Origin of the sequence: Collinsella sp. AM33-4BH, assembly GCF_003469205.1 — a bacterium.
GTDB lineage: Bacteria > Actinomycetota > Coriobacteriia > Coriobacteriales > Coriobacteriaceae > Collinsella.
This window is the reverse complement of record NZ_QSIN01000001.1, coordinates 295,220-309,720: the sequence shown is the minus strand read 5'-3', so window position 1 is coordinate 309,720 and position 14,501 is coordinate 295,220. Positions and strand designations below refer to the sequence as shown.

Genomic DNA, 14,501 nt, shown 5'->3' with positions numbered 1-14,501 from the left:
GACAATTGGTGGCAAGGCTTTCTGACTTATTTAAATCGACTTCTATTTATGGGCGCTCGTGTTGTGACGGTTGTCCAAGCGCTTGCTTGAAGCTGTTGTTAGTAATCTTGAGGTCGTTTCCCGCTTGCATTTTAATGAGTGTCGGGCCGGAGGCGATGGCGGATGTGGTGCGATGGTGCCAAGAAAAGCGCCTAGACCTGGGTGAAGAACCGAGGCCGCGGGCGCTTTTCTATTTCTTTGGTCGCATGGATTGTCTGCTCTGTTGGCCGCGCCGGCGCTGTTTCTTTGCTCTCGTTCGCGCGGTATCCGCTTGTGGCGGTAGATGTAAATAAACGGTGGAGCGGCTGCAAAAGATCAGCCTCGCTGGGTAAAATCAGGTTGTGCCGCGGAACCCGCTCCTCAGTCGGTCAACTTTGGAAGCGCGGGCAACGCAGGTATTATCGTCTAAAGGGCCGGCTGCAACCGGCCCTTTTCATGACTCCCTTCGCTATCCGTTACTGCTTATATTCCCGCCAGATCGAGTAGAGGTTCCGGGCAATGCCGGTCACGTACATCGAGAGGCGCAGGATTTCAAGAAACAAGTTCATAGGCTTCACCCCAACCGGAGATCGGAGCGTTGCCCGCAGGCGGATTCCGCGGCAGTCAAGATTTTACCTCACAGGCCGCGGTGGGAGGCATCCTGCCCATCCCATGGTTTGGAGCAGTATCGATCTAACGGGCGATCAAACCTCTAGCACTCTTTGAATTGAGCAAGCATCTGCCCGAAGAAGCTTAGTTCGGATGGCTCATAAATGAGCGAGCCGCCATCTTCGGTCCGGTAGACCCCGCAGGGGAGGTAGCGCCCGTCGGGGAGGACATAGAGGTTGGCTTCTTCCTTCAGTCCTGCTGGAAATAGCGGAATCCCGTTTTCGTCCACTTGGAACTCGTCTATATTTGCGGTCTCTCTTTCCATGGTGTCTCCTGGTCAGTTTCTATCGTAAGTGTGTCCTAAAACAGGCAGCTCTCAATCAGCTCTTTTCCGCGCAGGGTGTCGATCCATTCCTGCGGGATGGCGTCGATGCCGTATGCCGTGCCGGCGAGCGCGCCTGCGACGGCTGCGGTGGTGTCAGTGTCGTCGCCCAGATTGACGGCGGCAAGCACGCAATCTTCGTAGCTGTTAGTGTTGACGAAGCACCAGGTGGCTGCCTTAAGGGTGTCGCGCACGAAGCCGCCAGACCTGATTCCACGCTCGGGCACGTCTTTCAGCTGGAGCACCCATGAGGGAAGCGCGCCGTTCATCACGCTCCTTATCAGCTCGACAAATATGACGCATGCGTCGGTCGACGTTCTGTGGGCGTGCGTAATCGCGGAGACCTTGCTGACCTCATCGTCTGTCGCATCGGTGAACGCCAGGGGAGCGATGCGCATGAGCGATCCGTTGCCGTTGTCGCGCTCGCCGGAGCCTCCTTTGCCGGTACGCAAGGCGCGGGCGGTCGTGCCGCCGTAATCGAAAACGCCGTCGATCGTATACCCCCCACGGGCAATCCAACTTACAAACTTGTCGCGCATGTCTGAGGCGTCGATATGCCCGAGCTCTCTAATCGAGTCGCAGGTAGCAAGCGTCATAGATGTGTCGTCGCTCCAGGTGCCGGCGGGTTGCCCATGCGTGCCGTAGCCGATCATGTCGGTGCATTCGAACGTGCCACGAGGCCTGAACTCGTAAGGAACGCCCAGCGCGTCGCCGACGGCAAGCCCATAGATACAGTCGCGCAGTGTTGTTTTCGGTCTGTCTGTCATGGAAAGCTCCTCTTTCCCGGGTGATGTGGAGCGCCATCGGGGGTATCGGTCGCAACGTGCTGCTACCCTTGCGCTTCGCCATTAGTCGCTTCGTTGATGGCGCGGTACTCGGCACTCAGCTCGCGCGCCAGCTCTTCCTTGCTTGGAAGATACGGCAGGTATTTGGCGGCAAACACTTGGTCGTTGTCTTCGGGCAGCGTGTACTCGACAATCGAGTCGCTTTTGTCCGCGCAGAGCACGATGCCTATGGGCGGATTGTCGCCTTCGTTCATGAGCTCGCGCGTGTAGTAGTTCACATACATTTGCATCTGGCCCAGGTCCTGATGCGTGAGGTCATCGGTCTTAAGGTCGATGAGCACGAAGCAGCGCATCAGATAGTTGTAAAACACAAGGTCAATATAGAAATGGCGCCCATCAAAGGTGATGCGCTTTTGGCGCGCCTCGAAAGCGAAACCACGGCCAAGCTCCAGCAGGAACTTCTGAAGATGCGTGATGAGCGCCTGCTCTAGATCGCTCTCGCGAAACGCAGCATCGTCCGAGAAACCTAAAAAATCCAGTACATATGGGTCGCGGATGATATCCTCGGGGCGACGAGCCAGGGCGCTCTTTTGGATTTCCTGGGTGACGGCCTCCTTGTCCTTGCTGGCAAGCAGGCGCTCGCGGAACATGGTGTTAATCTGGCGCTCGAGCTGACGCGTGCTCCAACGAGAATCGGCGTATTCGTTTATGTACCAGGCGCGAGCATCAGGGTCGGGAATGCGCATCAACCTGCGGTAATGAGTCCAGCTCAATTCGCTACGCAGTGCGTCGCGAATTGGAAACGCAAGAAAGAACTGACGCATATTGCGAAGGTTTGCGATGCCAAAGCCTCTTCCGAAATCCGCGGTAAGCCTTCTGGAGAGGCCTGCAATCAATGCCTCTCCATATGCTGCGCGCTCCTCTCCGCCCTGTTCATCAATAATGCTCTTGCCGATCTCCTAATACGCCTCAACCATCGCAAAGTTAACGGCGGTATAGGCCTTGTCGCGAGCGGCGTTGAGAATCGAGGAAACCTGCTTGTAAAAAACTTCTGGCACGATTGCCGATTCTCCACGGTTTACCAGTTCGCCCGTCACTGTCGCCCCACTTTCCTCTTGTGGAATGCATCTTTATCGCATTTAGTTTAAAGCCTCGCGCGGACACGAATTGCTGTGCTGTCTGGCGCCTTCGCATGGGAGTCTTGCGGTGACTAAAATGTGGCCATAGAGGCAGTTTTAGCGAACCCCGCGGGAGTGACACGCATGGATAACAACACTTTGCTACTCCTTCATGTCAAAAATAGGGGCGCAGAACGGTATTCTGCGCCCCTGATTGAGCCGATGCGTCTGAAAGCCGGCTGGCCTATTCGCTAGCGCCTTCGTCACTTTCATGGTCGTTGGCAAGCATTGCCGCGCCGACGGCTGTTGTCGCCACGGCGGCAGCGGCGAGCCCGGCGGCGATGCCGGAGCCGTCGCCCGTGTCGGCGAGTTTTCCGCCCGAGCCCTTGCTCTTGTTGCCCTTGCCGTTCTTGTCGGCGCTGCCCGCGTTGGCGCCAGTGCCGGTGCCGCCCGCGTTGCCCGAGGCTGCAACGGTAAAGCTTGCGGCTCCGTCGCTGGCGAGTGTGTAGTTTTGTGCCGCGTCGCCCAAAAGGCCTTTCGCGCGCACCCAGTACGTCCCTGCGGCAAATGTTTCGCCCTCGGCCATTGCCGTGCCCGGAGCGCCGTCCGCGTCGTGCACAAACTCGAGCTGGGCCGTGCAGGCATCGGTTTCGAGCTTGCCCTCGAGTGATGCCGCAATCTTGGCGCGCACGTCTTCGCCGGCCTTAAGGCCTTCGAGTCCCTCAAAATGGGGCGTCAGCGCGCGTGGATCGATATCGATGGGCACAGAGCCCTGCAGCCCCGTAGCGGTCTCGTTACCCAGGGCGTCGACATCCACATATTCGATGGTAAACGCATAGCCCGAAGCCGCCACGTTGAGTACGTTGCTGCTGTCGACAAGGCGGAAATGACCCTCGCCAACGGTCTTGCCATCCTGGAATGAGGCATCGCTCAGCGAGTCGCCGTACGTCATGCGCATGCGGGTCGGGAGGTAGTACGAAACGGTCTGCTTGTGCTTCGCATCGTAATTGCGCTGGTAGATGCTTCGGGCCAGTGCCGCATCAACAAAGTCGGACGCAATGATGCCAATGTGCTTGAGGCAGTCCTCCTTTGTGCTCTCATTTCCGGTGCTGTTTATATACTGGCTCTTGTATAGATGCTCGTTGACCACTCGTGCTGCGGTAAAAGGACTGCTTCCTTGTTTGTAGTTCGTGCAGCTGGTGTAGTTGATACACCAGCTATGCTCCAGGACCTTTACCTTGGCCCCGTCAGTGTCCTCGACGTCCACCATGATGCGGGCGAGCTTGGTTGTCTCCTTCAGCGCCATATCGACCCAGCCGATTTTGTCGGTTCCTGTGCATTCGTAATGGTCCTGGGCGTATACCTTGGTGCAATAGGGCTCTTCGTCACCCGTTTTCCCCGCGGCTTCAAAGCCCCGCTCGTCTCGAACGAGACACATAGAGGTGCTGTCGGTGTGTGCTGCGATTTTGTCGTCCCATTGGGTGAGGTCGAGGCCCCATGTGTGGCTGCTTACGCTGTTGCCGGCGAGCCCAAACCGACGCAGCAGGACGATCTTTCCGCGCACCTCGCCCAGCGTGGGGATACGGCTCGATGTGTAGAACAGGTTGGGGTTCTCATCAAAAACCTTGCCCAAGGCCGTCGTGAGGCTTTCGTCGGTAGCCTCGTCATTGCCCCGCGACACGAGCATGATGAGCGCTTCTGTCGGGTTTTCGCTCAAAAACGTATTGAAGTACCCGATGACATCGGAGAGATGCATAAAGTTCCCGTCTTTTTTGAGCAGGTAACAAGCTCCGTGGTCGATGCCGGGGTTCTCACCCTTTCCGAGTCGAATATCAAAATAGCGAACGCCTTCGAGCAGCTGCGTGGGGATGTAATCCTGCTGGCATTTTGCTTGGGAGGATTGGGGCTCGGTGTCGTTGTCGACGCTGCAGGTGCCCGAATCGTGCGTGCCCGGGATACTCAGTTCGTCGAGGAACTTGTTGCCATCGACGTAGCTCATCCAACATGGTCCGTCGACGTAGCTGCTATACGTGATCCAGTCGATGCTGCTAACTGTGGCGTTGGTCTTGTCCATGCTGTAGCCGACAAGCTCGAGCTCCCACGGAATGCTCTTCCTCTTGTGGCAGATCTTGTTGTTGTCTTGGTCTTTGCCGTCCTTTTCTATGGCCAGGTAATTAATGTCTTTTTCCTCGTTTGTGCGGTCTCGGATGATGTAGGTTCCGTTTAGCTGGCGGTCGAACGCAAAAGAGCGGCTGGCCTTGCCGTCATGCTCGCCACTCCATACGTGGATGACCTTTCCATCTTTGTCCGAGTCGCCATCGACCGACCAAATGCTGTAGCCCGTCTTCTTGTGCTCTTCGAAATTGAGCAGGGTGCGGATGGCATACCAATTTGTATTTTTTGTATCGGTCACTACGTGCTCAAGGATGAGCTTGCTGGACGTGCCGTCATTAAAAAGGTGGCAGACGTTGCCCTTGATGTTGCCGTCTTGGTTGACGCTTGCGGTACGAAAATAGCCCGCGGGGCGAAGGCGAATGACGAACTTGTCGAGGCTGACCGACGCTGTGGCAGCGTCGTCTGCAAATGCCGCTCGCAGGGGAATACCCAGCGTCGCGGTTTCGGGCAGGCTTGCAAGCGGCGACAACGCCGCAAGTCCTAGGCCCAACGTAAACGCTCGGCGACTGATGGCGTGGTGTTCGGTCATAACTCCTCCATTCGCAGGGTGCGGTTATGCACTCGTTTGGGTCACTATACTGCCCAGATGTCTAAACGTGTTGGCTTAATTGTCTGCGCGGCGCTATAAATCGGCGGGCGGACGCGTTGGGGCGCTTGTCTATTTGTGCTGCTACCGCGCTGGGGGTGGTTTTGCCGCCCGGCACCCTCGCGTTCGCCGGCTATCGGCATAAGAAAGGGAGGGCCGGCGAGCCGATCCTCCCTTGGTGCGAAGCGCTGGGGTATCGTCGCTTGTTTGCACTGTGCCTGTGTTTCCCGCTGCGCTCGCCAGTCGCTTAGCGCTTGATCTCGATATCGTCGAGCTTGACGTCCATGGCTTCGGCCTTGGCCTTGACGATGTCGTCGGCAAATTCCAGGGACTTCATCATGGTCTCGACGGTATCCTTGTGCTCCTCGACGTTGTCGATGCGCACGTACACGCTGCCGCCTTCAACGTCGGTGAAGTACTCGGTCGTTACGCCGCCCGAGTGTGTATAGGAAGCGTTGCGCCAAGTCTTGCCGTTGTACTTGACGGGGTCATTCTCGGTCCACTCAAAGCTGGCATTCCACTTTGCCTCGTAGTCGAACAGCTCGTCGGCGTTCTTGTCAGAGTCGAAGACGGGGATGAAGCGATCGCTGGCGTGCTCGCTTTCAGTGAACTTAAACTGGGCCCTGTCGGCGGTGTCGCCTGCGACGTCGGTGATCTCGACGCCCTCGGGGACCTCGACCTTAAACCAGATGAAGTCGGTCCTCATATCCACGGCTGGCTTTTCTGCTCCGCCGCCACCGCCACTGCCGGTAGCGCCGCCGCTTCCGCCACAGCCCACCAGGGCAACCGCGGCAAAGAGACTGATGCAGAGGGTGAGAATCGCAAAGGCCTTCTTTTTCATGGTCGTGTCCTCCTCGATCTGTAACCGCCCATGGATTACCTGCCTTTACTGTACGCGTGGACGGCTCGTTCGGGTGGGCCATGTGTCCCATTCTGGGGGCAGGATTTGCGCCGTTAAGTGGCAATATGCGCGGGCGTAAAAGAGGGGAGGGCCGGCCGATCCGATCCTCCCCTGGCTGGGCGTCCAATCATTTAATGACTGCGCATGCGATGCTGCGTGCGAGCCCCTAATGCTTGATCTCGATGCTCGAAATCTCGACTTCGCGTGCCTCGGCAACTGCCTTCGCCATGTCATCGGGAAACTCGATGGAGTTGAGGAGCGCCTCGGCTTCTTTCTTATGCAGATCGAAGTTCGAGATGAGAACGTAGACGCTTCCCGGCTCAACGTCGGTAAAGAGGAGGGTTGAGACGCCGCTGTTGTCCTCGTACGTTCCGACGAGCCACGTCCTGCCGTTATACTCGACGGATCCGCCATCCTTCCACTGGAACGTATCCCCCTTCTTTTCCGCCTGGTCGGCGTGGGATTCCTCGGCCGTCAGCGCTTTTTTCCAAACGGGGATAAAGCGATCGGCCGAACCGTTCTCGTCTTCGGGGAAGGTGAGCTGGACCCTGTCGGCATTCTTGCCAGCGGAGTCGCTCACGCCAACGCTCTCGGGTATCTCGACCTTAAACCAGATAAAGTCGGTCTTCTTGGCGACGGGAGCTTTTTCCTTGCCCTCGCTCTTGGATGCGCTGCTGCCCCCGCCTCCGCTTAACGCACTTCCGCCGCAGCCCACAAGGGCGAGTGCGGCAAAGAGGGCGATGCAAAGGGAAAGGATCGATAGGGTCTTTTTCTTCATGGTGGCGTCCTCCTTGTCTGTCGGTGACATCACGGCGCCGCGGGTTGTTGGAGCCGTTGGTGTATGTTGCTATTCGCAAGCGTGGCGGATGTCGTTGTGTGTGGTGCGGCGATACCTCCGTTCTTAGTTTTCGGCCGTTGAGTGGCCGTGCCCCAACGGGTTCCTTACTTATAGATATGCCCCAGCTTGTGCTGCCCGGGAGTCTCGAAAGGTGGGCCATGTGTCCCATGTTTGGGGCAGGCGCATGGGACGGTACGGCTCGGCATCGGCTTTTTCATGTTGCGCAACAGCGCCCTGGGTGGGGGCGTATAGACTTGGCTGTGACAAAAGCTAAACCACGAAAGGTCGAACGATGTTCTGTCAAAAATGCGGACAGCAAGTTCCCGATGGATCGACGTTTTGCACGCATTGCGGGGCGTCGCTTGCGGGTGGCTCCGCGCCGACGCCTACGGGCGCTGGTCCTTCCTCTGCCCCGGGCCTAACCCAATCGATGCCGCCGGTCGCGCCTGCGCCTCAAAAGCCCAAGAGCAAGGCGCCGGTCATTATCGCTGTGGCATGTGCTGCTGTGGTCCTCATCGGCGGCGGCACGGTGTTTGCGCTTACGGTGCTCAATGGGTCAAAGAGCTCCGGCACGCAGATTTCGGTGGTCGATACCGGGTCTTCGGACGAGAAAGATTCTTCTGCCAAGAAGAAGAGCGACAAGTCCAAGTCCAAGGAATCCTCGGCGTCCGATGACGAGGCCGTCCCCGGGGACGAGTCGGCATACTACGGTTCGGGCGATTCGGACGATTACCTGACCGACGTGCATACGTACACGAACGACATGCATCCTTATAGCATGTCGATTCCCAACCGTTTTGAGATGGAAGATACTCCCAGCGGCAGCAGCACAAGGTACGAGGATCCGGAGACGGGTTTTGTGATCAGCCTGTCTGGCTACGTCAACATTAACGACGAAACTGCACACGAGATGTTTGTCGATGAGGACACCTCGGGCAAGGCCGACCTCTATACCGCAGAGGGCGACAACTGGTACGTGGTCTCGTGGTGTGAGGACGATACGGTCATTTACGAAAAGACGATCGTCACGGATTCGACGATTGCCACGGCGCATTTGGAGTACTCGACTGCAAACCGCGACATGGGATCGAAGATTATCGACACGCTGCTGCCGACGTTTCAGGTGGACTAGGCGCCCGTGCCTATAGCCGGCAATCGGAAACACCGATAGCCAGAGCTCCTGACAGCCTTTGTCTTATGGGCTAGACTGGCTTGGACAAGATCGATGAATGGGACAACCGCTTCCTGGCGTCGTTGTCCCATTTTTTATTCCGGCGCGGTCCGTGGCGACCGGCGCTCTAGGCAGAGGTGTTTCGATGAGCCAAGAGATGATGGATAAAACCTGTCGCGGTTTTGCCGAGGCGCTTGCCGCGCGCGAGCCGGTTCCCGGCGGCGGCAGCGCCAGCGCGTTTGTGGGAGCACTGGGTGCCTCGCTGTGCGGGATGGTTGCTCGCTATGGCGCGACGAACCCCGCGCTTGCCGATCGCGCAGACGATCTAACGCACGCGTTTGCCCAGGCAGACGAGCTGGCTCAGGAGCTTGTGGGTCTGGTTGCCAAGGACGTTCGTGCGTACGGCCAGGTGTCTGCGGCATACGGTATTCCGCGCGATGATCCGGCTCGACCGGCTGCGATTCAGGATGCACTGCACGTGGCAGCCATGCCGCCGTACCGCATTATGGATGCGTGCGGTCGTGCGCTGGCGCTGCTCGAGGACATGGCCGATAAGGGTTCGCGCCAACTGCTGTCCGATGTGGCGTGCGGCGCCGTATTCTGCCGCGCTGCCATGCAGGGCGCGAGTTTGACGCTCTTTGCGAACACCACGTCTATGAAGGATCGTGCCCGCGCCGAGGAGCTCGAGGCGGCGTGCGATGAACTGCTCGATACGTGGCTGCCGCGCGCCGATGCGCTGGCGCGCCGCGCCGCCGACGCCGCCAGGAAGAGGGGATAGCCATGGCAGAGCTGCTGAAGGGTGCTCCCGTTGCCCGTGCTTTGACTGAGGAACTCGCTGCTCGCTGCGCCGCCCTGCGCGAACGGGGCATCGTGCCGACGCTGGCCATCGTTCGTGTGGGCGAGCGCGAGGACGATCTATCCTACGAGCGTGGCGCCCTCAAGCGCTGCGAGAAGGTCGGCATCGAGGTTCGCCGCGTTTTGCTTCCTGCCGATGTTTCGCAGGACGAGCTGTTGGCGGCCATCGAGGACATCAATGCCGACCCCGCTGTTCATGGCTGCCTGATGTTTCGTCCGTTGCCCGTTGGGCTTGACGAGGATGCAGTTGCCGCGGCACTCGATCCTGCCAAGGATGTTGACTCCATGACGCCGGCCTCGCTGCTTACCACGCTTTCGGGGCGTGGCGAGGGCTTTGCCCCCTGCACAGCGGAGGCTGTGCTGGCGTTGCTGGACCATTACGGCGTTGAGCTGGATGGAGCCAAGGTCGCGGTCGTTGGTCGGTCGCTGGTGATTGGCCGTCCCGTTGCCGCCATGCTTACGGCTCGCAATGCCACAGTGACGACGTGCCATACGCATACGCGCGACTTGGCTGCTGAGTGCCGTTCTGCCGACATTGTTGTTGCCGCGGTTGGGCGTGCGCGTACGATTGGCGCGGATGCGGTTCGCGAGGGCCAGACGATCATCGACGTGGGTATTAACTGGGACGAGGCCGCCGGCAAGCTGGTCGGCGACGTCGATTTTGATGCTGCGGAGCCGATTGTTGGCGCCATCACGCCCGTGCCGGGCGGCGTGGGCGCAGTGACGACGGCGATTCTCGCCAAACACGTGATCGAGGCGGCGGAGCGCGCATTGAACTAGGCATTTTTGGCTGATTAGGGGGTTAGATATATACTCCCGTGACACGCCGTGTGCAAAAAATGCCAAATATGAGTACTGTTGCCAAGCTAGTCGCATATAATTTAGGTCATTTTGGCTCTCTAACGATATTTAGTATCGATAGGGACCCCTATTTTATTGGACCTTTGAGGAATTACATAGTCTAACTTTTGTACAAATGTAGACTTTCGACGCCCACGCCCGGCAAAATAGCTGCTACTAAATTGGTGTCAGTACTCATATTTGACATTTTTTGCACACAGGGGTTGCTGTGGCCGTGGTTTCGCCCTTTTTGCGCCGAAGCGATACACTGTTATCGTTTGACTTCTTCGCTCAAGGAGGATGCGCATGCCGTGCACAACGATTTTGGTTGGTAAGAACGCGAGCTACGACGGGTCGACGTTGGTCGCCCGCAACGAGGATTCGTCCAACGGGGTGTTTGAGCCCAAGCGTATGCGTGTGGTGCATCCCGACGAGCAGCCGCGCGTCTATACGAGCGTCCTGAGTCACCTGACCGTTGAACTGCCCGATAACCCCATGCGCTACACGAGCGTCCCCGATGTTGTCCCGGGCCACGGCATCTGGGCCGAGGCCGGTTTCAACGAGCTCAATGTGGGCATGTCCGCAACCGAGACGCTCACCACCAACGAGCGCGTTCGCGGCGCCGACCCGCTCGTCGACTACGTGCCCGCCAAGGGCAACGAGGACGAGGACGGCTATGTTCCGGCGCAGCCCGGCGGTCTGGGCGAGGAGGACATGGTGACCCTGGTGCTGCCATATGCCAAATCCGCCCGCGACGGCGTACGCATTCTGGGTGACCTGCTCGAGCGTTATGGCACCTACGAGAACAACGGCATCGCCTTTAGCGACGTGGACGAGATCTGGTGGCTCGAGACCATCGGCGGTCACCACTGGATCGCCAAGCGCGTGCCTGACGACGCCTATGTGACCATGCCCAACCAGCTGGGTATCGACAGCTTTGACCTGGATGACGCCGAGGGCGCCCAGGCCGATCACATGTGCTCCGCCGACCTGCGCGCTTGGATGGCCGAGTGGCATCTGGACCTGACGCTGGGCGTCGAGGGCGACGGTCCGGCCGCGGTCTTCAACCCGCGCGAGGCCTTTGGCTCGCACAGCGACAGCGACCACGTCTACAACACGCCGCGCGCCTGGTATATGCAGCGCTGCCTTAACCCCAGCGATGTGTGGGACGGTCCCGAGGCCGACTACACGCCCGAGAGCGACGATATTCCCTGGAGCCGCGTGCCCGAGCGCAAGGTGACCATCGAGGACATCAAGTACGTACTCTCGAGCCACTACCAGGGCACGGAGTACGACTGCTACGGCAGCAAGGGCACGCCCGCCACGCGTGGCGCCTATCGCCCCATCGGCATCAACCGCAACAGCCAGCTCGCTGTGCTGCAGCTGCGCCCCTATGCGCATCCGGCCTACCGCGCCGTGCAGTGGATGGCCTTTGGCTCCAACTCGTTTAACGCGCTGGTTCCGCTGTACGCCAACGTCGAGACCATGCCCGAGTACTTTGCCGACACGCAGGCTCGCGTGACGTCCGAAAACTTCTACTGGGCCAACCGCCTGATCGGCGCGCTGGCCGACGTCCGCTTCCATGAGTGCGGCCGCGCAGTCGAGGATTATCAGGAGAAGGTCGGCGGCATGGGCCACAAGCAGATTCATGACGTCGACGCTGCCGTAGCCGTTCTGCCCGAGGCCGAGGTGCCTGCCGAGCTTGCACGCGCCAACGAGGAGTTTGCCGAGCTCGTGCGCGTGGAGACCGATGCCCTGTTGGGCAAGGTGCTCTACACCACGAGCTGCGCCATGAAGAACTCTTTCGCGATGAACGACAACGTAAGGTAAAGGCAACCTTGCAGCGAACGAGCGGGGCAAACGCCGTCAAAGGCTTTGGCCCGCTCGATTTCTATCTTGGCGGTAAAACGATTTTGTGTCGTTCACTCAATCTTGGGTACAAGAAGTCCAATGCAGTTGTTCATGATTGGAGCCAACCATGGTTATGAAACTCGATCAGCTTGTTAACGGTGCCATCAACGTGGGCTTCGGCGCCGCCGCCGTTGCCGTCGAGGGCGGCAAGAAGGTTCTCGACGACCTCGGTACCAAGGGCGAGCAGGTCCGCAAGGATGCCGGCACCCCCGATATCGCCCGCAGCGTGTCCGATATGTTCGAGCAGGCGGGTGGCACCATCTCCGACCTGACCGAGCGCCTGGGCATGCAGGGCGAGACTGCGGCGCAGCGCGTGCTCGATGAGCTCATCCTGGCGCGCGTCCGCGTTATGACCGCCCCCGAGCGTACGGCCTTCCTGGCCCATGTGCGCGACATCGTCGATTCGGTCGAGGACAACGTGACTTCGGTGCCCGTCGAGTCTGTTGAGCCCGACGATGCAGAGGATGCCGAAGAGGCCGAGTAGTAGCGCAGATGGCAGATTCCACCACCGATTACAACAATCAAGATCCCTTGGGTGACGAGGCGGCGGTTGTCGACGAGGTCGATGCCGCCGTCTCGGGCGCTCGCAAGAAGCCGCGCGCTGTCGATATGGTCCCCGAGGAGCCCGACGCGATGGCGCCGGATGAGGAATACCAGCTCACGCCGGCAGGTCGTCGTGAGCGCATTGGGCAGATCGTTCGCCTGATCAAAAAGTATCGCGTGTGGGACAACCTCACGCCGATGCGCCTGCGTCGTCTGCTTGAAGAGCTCGGCCCTATGTTCGTCAAGATGGGGCAGATTCTGGCTAACCGCTCCGAGATTTTGCCGCAGCGGTTTTGCGACGAGCTGCGTCGTCTGCGCTCCGATGTAGAGCCGGTGCCGTATGAGGTAGTGCTCCGGTGTCTGGAAGAGGAGTACGGCCAGCGCCTGGGGCAGATGTTCGACGCGATCGACCCCAATCCGCTCGGAAGCGCGTCGCTCGCGCAGGTACACCGTGCCCGCCTGGTGACCGGCGAGGACGTGGCCGTTAAGGTGCAGCGCCCCGGCGCGCAGCAGGTGATGGCTCAGGATATCGACATCATCCGTTCGGTGGTGCGTATCGTCTCAAAGTTCGTCAACACCGACCAGTTTGTTGACCTGCACGGCGTGGTCGAAGAGCTGTGGACCTCGTTTCGCGAGGAGACCAACTTTTTGGCCGAGGCCAAAAACCTCAACGACTTCTACGAGTTCCATAAGAGCGTTCATGGCGTGACGTGCCCTAAATCCTATCTGGACCTGTGCACCGAGCACGTGGTGGTCATGGATTACGTCGACGGCATTTCGATCGCCGATCCTGAACGCTTGGTGGCCGAGGGCTATGACTTGGAAAAGATCGGTGCCGCGATTGTCGAGGACTACTCGACGCAGGTGCTCGACGACGGCTTTTTCCATGCCGACCCGCATGCGGGAAACATCATCCTCAAGGACGGCATTGTCTACTTTATCGACTTGGGCATGGTCGGACGCATGTCGAGCCACGATCGCGGTATCGTAAAGGACATGATTTTCGCCGTGGCCGAGGGTGACGTGCCCAAGCTCAAGGATTCGCTCATGCGCTTCGCCGTGACGCGTGGCGACTCGGCTGAGCTCGATCATTCGGCCTTTTTGTCCGATCTTGACTATATCGTGGCTGACTTTGCGGGCCTTGACCTTAAGGACCTAGATATCGGCGAGTTTTTGACCTCGCTGCTCAATCTGGCGCGCAAAAATGACGTTGAGCTGCCGAGCGTGGTGACGATGTTCGCCCGCGGCATGGTGACGCTCGAGGGTTTGCTGACCGAGTATATGCCCAACGTCAACATGATCCAGATCATCCAGACGCACATCAAAAACGAGAAGAGCACCTATGCGCGCGTGCGTGATATGGGACGCGATCTGGCCGCGAGCAGCTATCGCGCGGCAAAAGGCTCGCTCGAGGCGGCCGAGTATTTGGGCTTGGCTTCGCGTATGCTCACGCGCGGCCAGCTTAAGGTGAACACGCAGATCATGAGCAGCGATAAGGCGCTGCGACAGCTGGGCGGAATTATCGACCGCATGTCGATGGCTATCGTGATCGCCGGTCTGTTTATCGGTTCGTCGGTGGTGTACTATGCGCGTATCGAGCCGGTTGTGTTTGGTATCCCGGTCATTGGCTTTATGGGCTACGTGAGCGCGCTGGCGCTGGCACTGATGCTGGGCCGCGAGATCTGGCGCAATAGCCACGGCGGTAAGCGTTAGCGATTTCCCGGGGTCGGGGAAACGGGTTATTTTGCTCGGCACTTCATCCCCGCCCT

12 protein-coding genes are annotated in these 14,501 nt (G+C 59.1%); 6 read left to right on the top strand and 6 right to left on the bottom strand.

Annotated features, from left to right (window positions below; translation table 11 throughout):
* Positions 1-730: 730 nt before the first annotated feature.
* The 6 genes from DW821_RS01345 to DW821_RS01320 form a co-directional block, all read right to left on the bottom strand.
* Positions 731-952: a hypothetical protein gene (locus DW821_RS01345; protein WP_118065119.1), complete on the bottom strand. Its 222-nt coding sequence runs from the start codon at positions 950-952 to the stop codon at positions 731-733.
* 35 nt (positions 953-987) lie between these two features.
* The gene (locus DW821_RS01340; protein WP_118065117.1) at positions 988-1,776 is read right to left on the bottom strand and encodes an ADP-ribosylglycohydrolase family protein; all 789 of its coding nucleotides are present in this window, start codon (positions 1,774-1,776) and stop codon (positions 988-990) included.
* Positions 1,777-1,838: 62 nt separating this feature from the next.
* Complete coding sequence (locus tag DW821_RS01335) at positions 1,839-2,750, bottom strand: YhcG family protein (protein WP_304999776.1); 912 nt, start codon at positions 2,748-2,750, stop codon at positions 1,839-1,841.
* A 406-nt stretch (positions 2,751-3,156) separates the two neighbouring features.
* A complete protein-coding gene (locus DW821_RS01330) occupies positions 3,157-5,616 on the bottom strand; it encodes a phosphatidylinositol-specific phospholipase C (protein ID WP_118065115.1) in 2,460 nt (819 codons plus the stop codon).
* Positions 5,617-5,920: 304 nt separating this feature from the next.
* Positions 5,921-6,514, bottom strand: a complete 594-nt coding sequence (locus DW821_RS01325; protein WP_117637326.1) for a hypothetical protein — start codon at positions 6,512-6,514, stop codon at positions 5,921-5,923.
* A 226-nt stretch (positions 6,515-6,740) separates the two neighbouring features.
* Positions 6,741-7,352 (bottom strand): hypothetical protein, encoded by a 612-nt coding sequence (locus DW821_RS01320; protein WP_117637325.1) that lies wholly within the window; start codon positions 7,350-7,352, stop codon positions 6,741-6,743.
* Positions 7,353-7,704: 352 nt separating this feature from the next.
* Between DW821_RS01320 and DW821_RS01315 the strand changes: the two genes are divergently transcribed.
* The 6 genes from DW821_RS01315 to DW821_RS01290 all read left to right on the top strand — a co-directional run bounded on the left by DW821_RS01315 (position 7,705) and on the right by DW821_RS01290 (position 14,445).
* Positions 7,705-8,544 carry a zinc-ribbon domain-containing protein gene (locus DW821_RS01315; RefSeq protein ID WP_118065113.1) on the top strand — a complete coding sequence of 280 codons (840 nt, stop codon included), beginning with the start codon at positions 7,705-7,707 and terminating at the stop codon, positions 8,542-8,544.
* Between the two features lie 184 nt (positions 8,545-8,728).
* Positions 8,729-9,361: a cyclodeaminase/cyclohydrolase family protein gene (locus DW821_RS01310; RefSeq protein WP_158551275.1), complete on the top strand. Its 633-nt coding sequence runs from the start codon at positions 8,729-8,731 to the stop codon at positions 9,359-9,361.
* Between the two features lie 2 nt (positions 9,362-9,363).
* On the top strand, positions 9,364-10,218 hold the full coding sequence (locus DW821_RS01305) for a bifunctional 5,10-methylenetetrahydrofolate dehydrogenase/5,10-methenyltetrahydrofolate cyclohydrolase (RefSeq protein WP_117637321.1): 855 nt from the start codon (positions 9,364-9,366) through the stop codon (positions 10,216-10,218).
* A 366-nt stretch (positions 10,219-10,584) separates the two neighbouring features.
* On the top strand, positions 10,585-12,108 hold the full coding sequence (locus tag DW821_RS01300) for a C69 family dipeptidase (protein ID WP_117564483.1): 1,524 nt from the start codon (positions 10,585-10,587) through the stop codon (positions 12,106-12,108).
* Between the two features lie 148 nt (positions 12,109-12,256).
* A complete protein-coding gene (locus tag DW821_RS01295) occupies positions 12,257-12,673 on the top strand; it encodes a hypothetical protein (protein ID WP_117637319.1) in 417 nt (138 codons plus the stop codon).
* Between the two features lie 8 nt (positions 12,674-12,681).
* Positions 12,682-14,445: an AarF/ABC1/UbiB kinase family protein gene (locus DW821_RS01290; protein ID WP_118065111.1), complete on the top strand. Its 1,764-nt coding sequence runs from the start codon at positions 12,682-12,684 to the stop codon at positions 14,443-14,445.
* Positions 14,446-14,501 lie beyond the last annotated feature (56 nt).

Excerpts from the sequence above, each read along its gene's own strand:
- DW821_RS01290 (WP_118065111.1), top strand. The coding sequence starts at position 12,682 with ATGGCAGATTCCACCACCGATTACAACAATCAAGATCCCTTGGGTGAC.
- DW821_RS01345 (WP_118065119.1), bottom strand. The coding sequence starts at position 952 with ATGGAAAGAGAGACCGCAAATATAGACGAGTTCCAAGTGGACGAAAAC.
- DW821_RS01330 (WP_118065115.1), bottom strand. The coding sequence starts at position 5,616 with ATGACCGAACACCACGCCATCAGTCGCCGAGCGTTTACGTTGGGCCTA.
- DW821_RS01320 (WP_117637325.1), bottom strand. The coding sequence starts at position 7,352 with ATGAAGAAAAAGACCCTATCGATCCTTTCCCTTTGCATCGCCCTCTTT.
- DW821_RS01305 (WP_117637321.1), top strand. The coding sequence starts at position 9,364 with ATGGCAGAGCTGCTGAAGGGTGCTCCCGTTGCCCGTGCTTTGACTGAG.
- DW821_RS01340 (WP_118065117.1), bottom strand. The coding sequence starts at position 1,776 with ATGACAGACAGACCGAAAACAACACTGCGCGACTGTATCTATGGGCTT.
- DW821_RS01315 (WP_118065113.1), top strand. The coding sequence starts at position 7,705 with ATGTTCTGTCAAAAATGCGGACAGCAAGTTCCCGATGGATCGACGTTT.
- DW821_RS01325 (WP_117637326.1), bottom strand. The coding sequence starts at position 6,514 with ATGAAAAAGAAGGCCTTTGCGATTCTCACCCTCTGCATCAGTCTCTTT.
- DW821_RS01295 (WP_117637319.1), top strand. The coding sequence starts at position 12,257 with ATGGTTATGAAACTCGATCAGCTTGTTAACGGTGCCATCAACGTGGGC.
- DW821_RS01300 (WP_117564483.1), top strand. The coding sequence starts at position 10,585 with ATGCCGTGCACAACGATTTTGGTTGGTAAGAACGCGAGCTACGACGGG.
- DW821_RS01310 (WP_158551275.1), top strand. The coding sequence starts at position 8,729 with ATGAGCCAAGAGATGATGGATAAAACCTGTCGCGGTTTTGCCGAGGCG.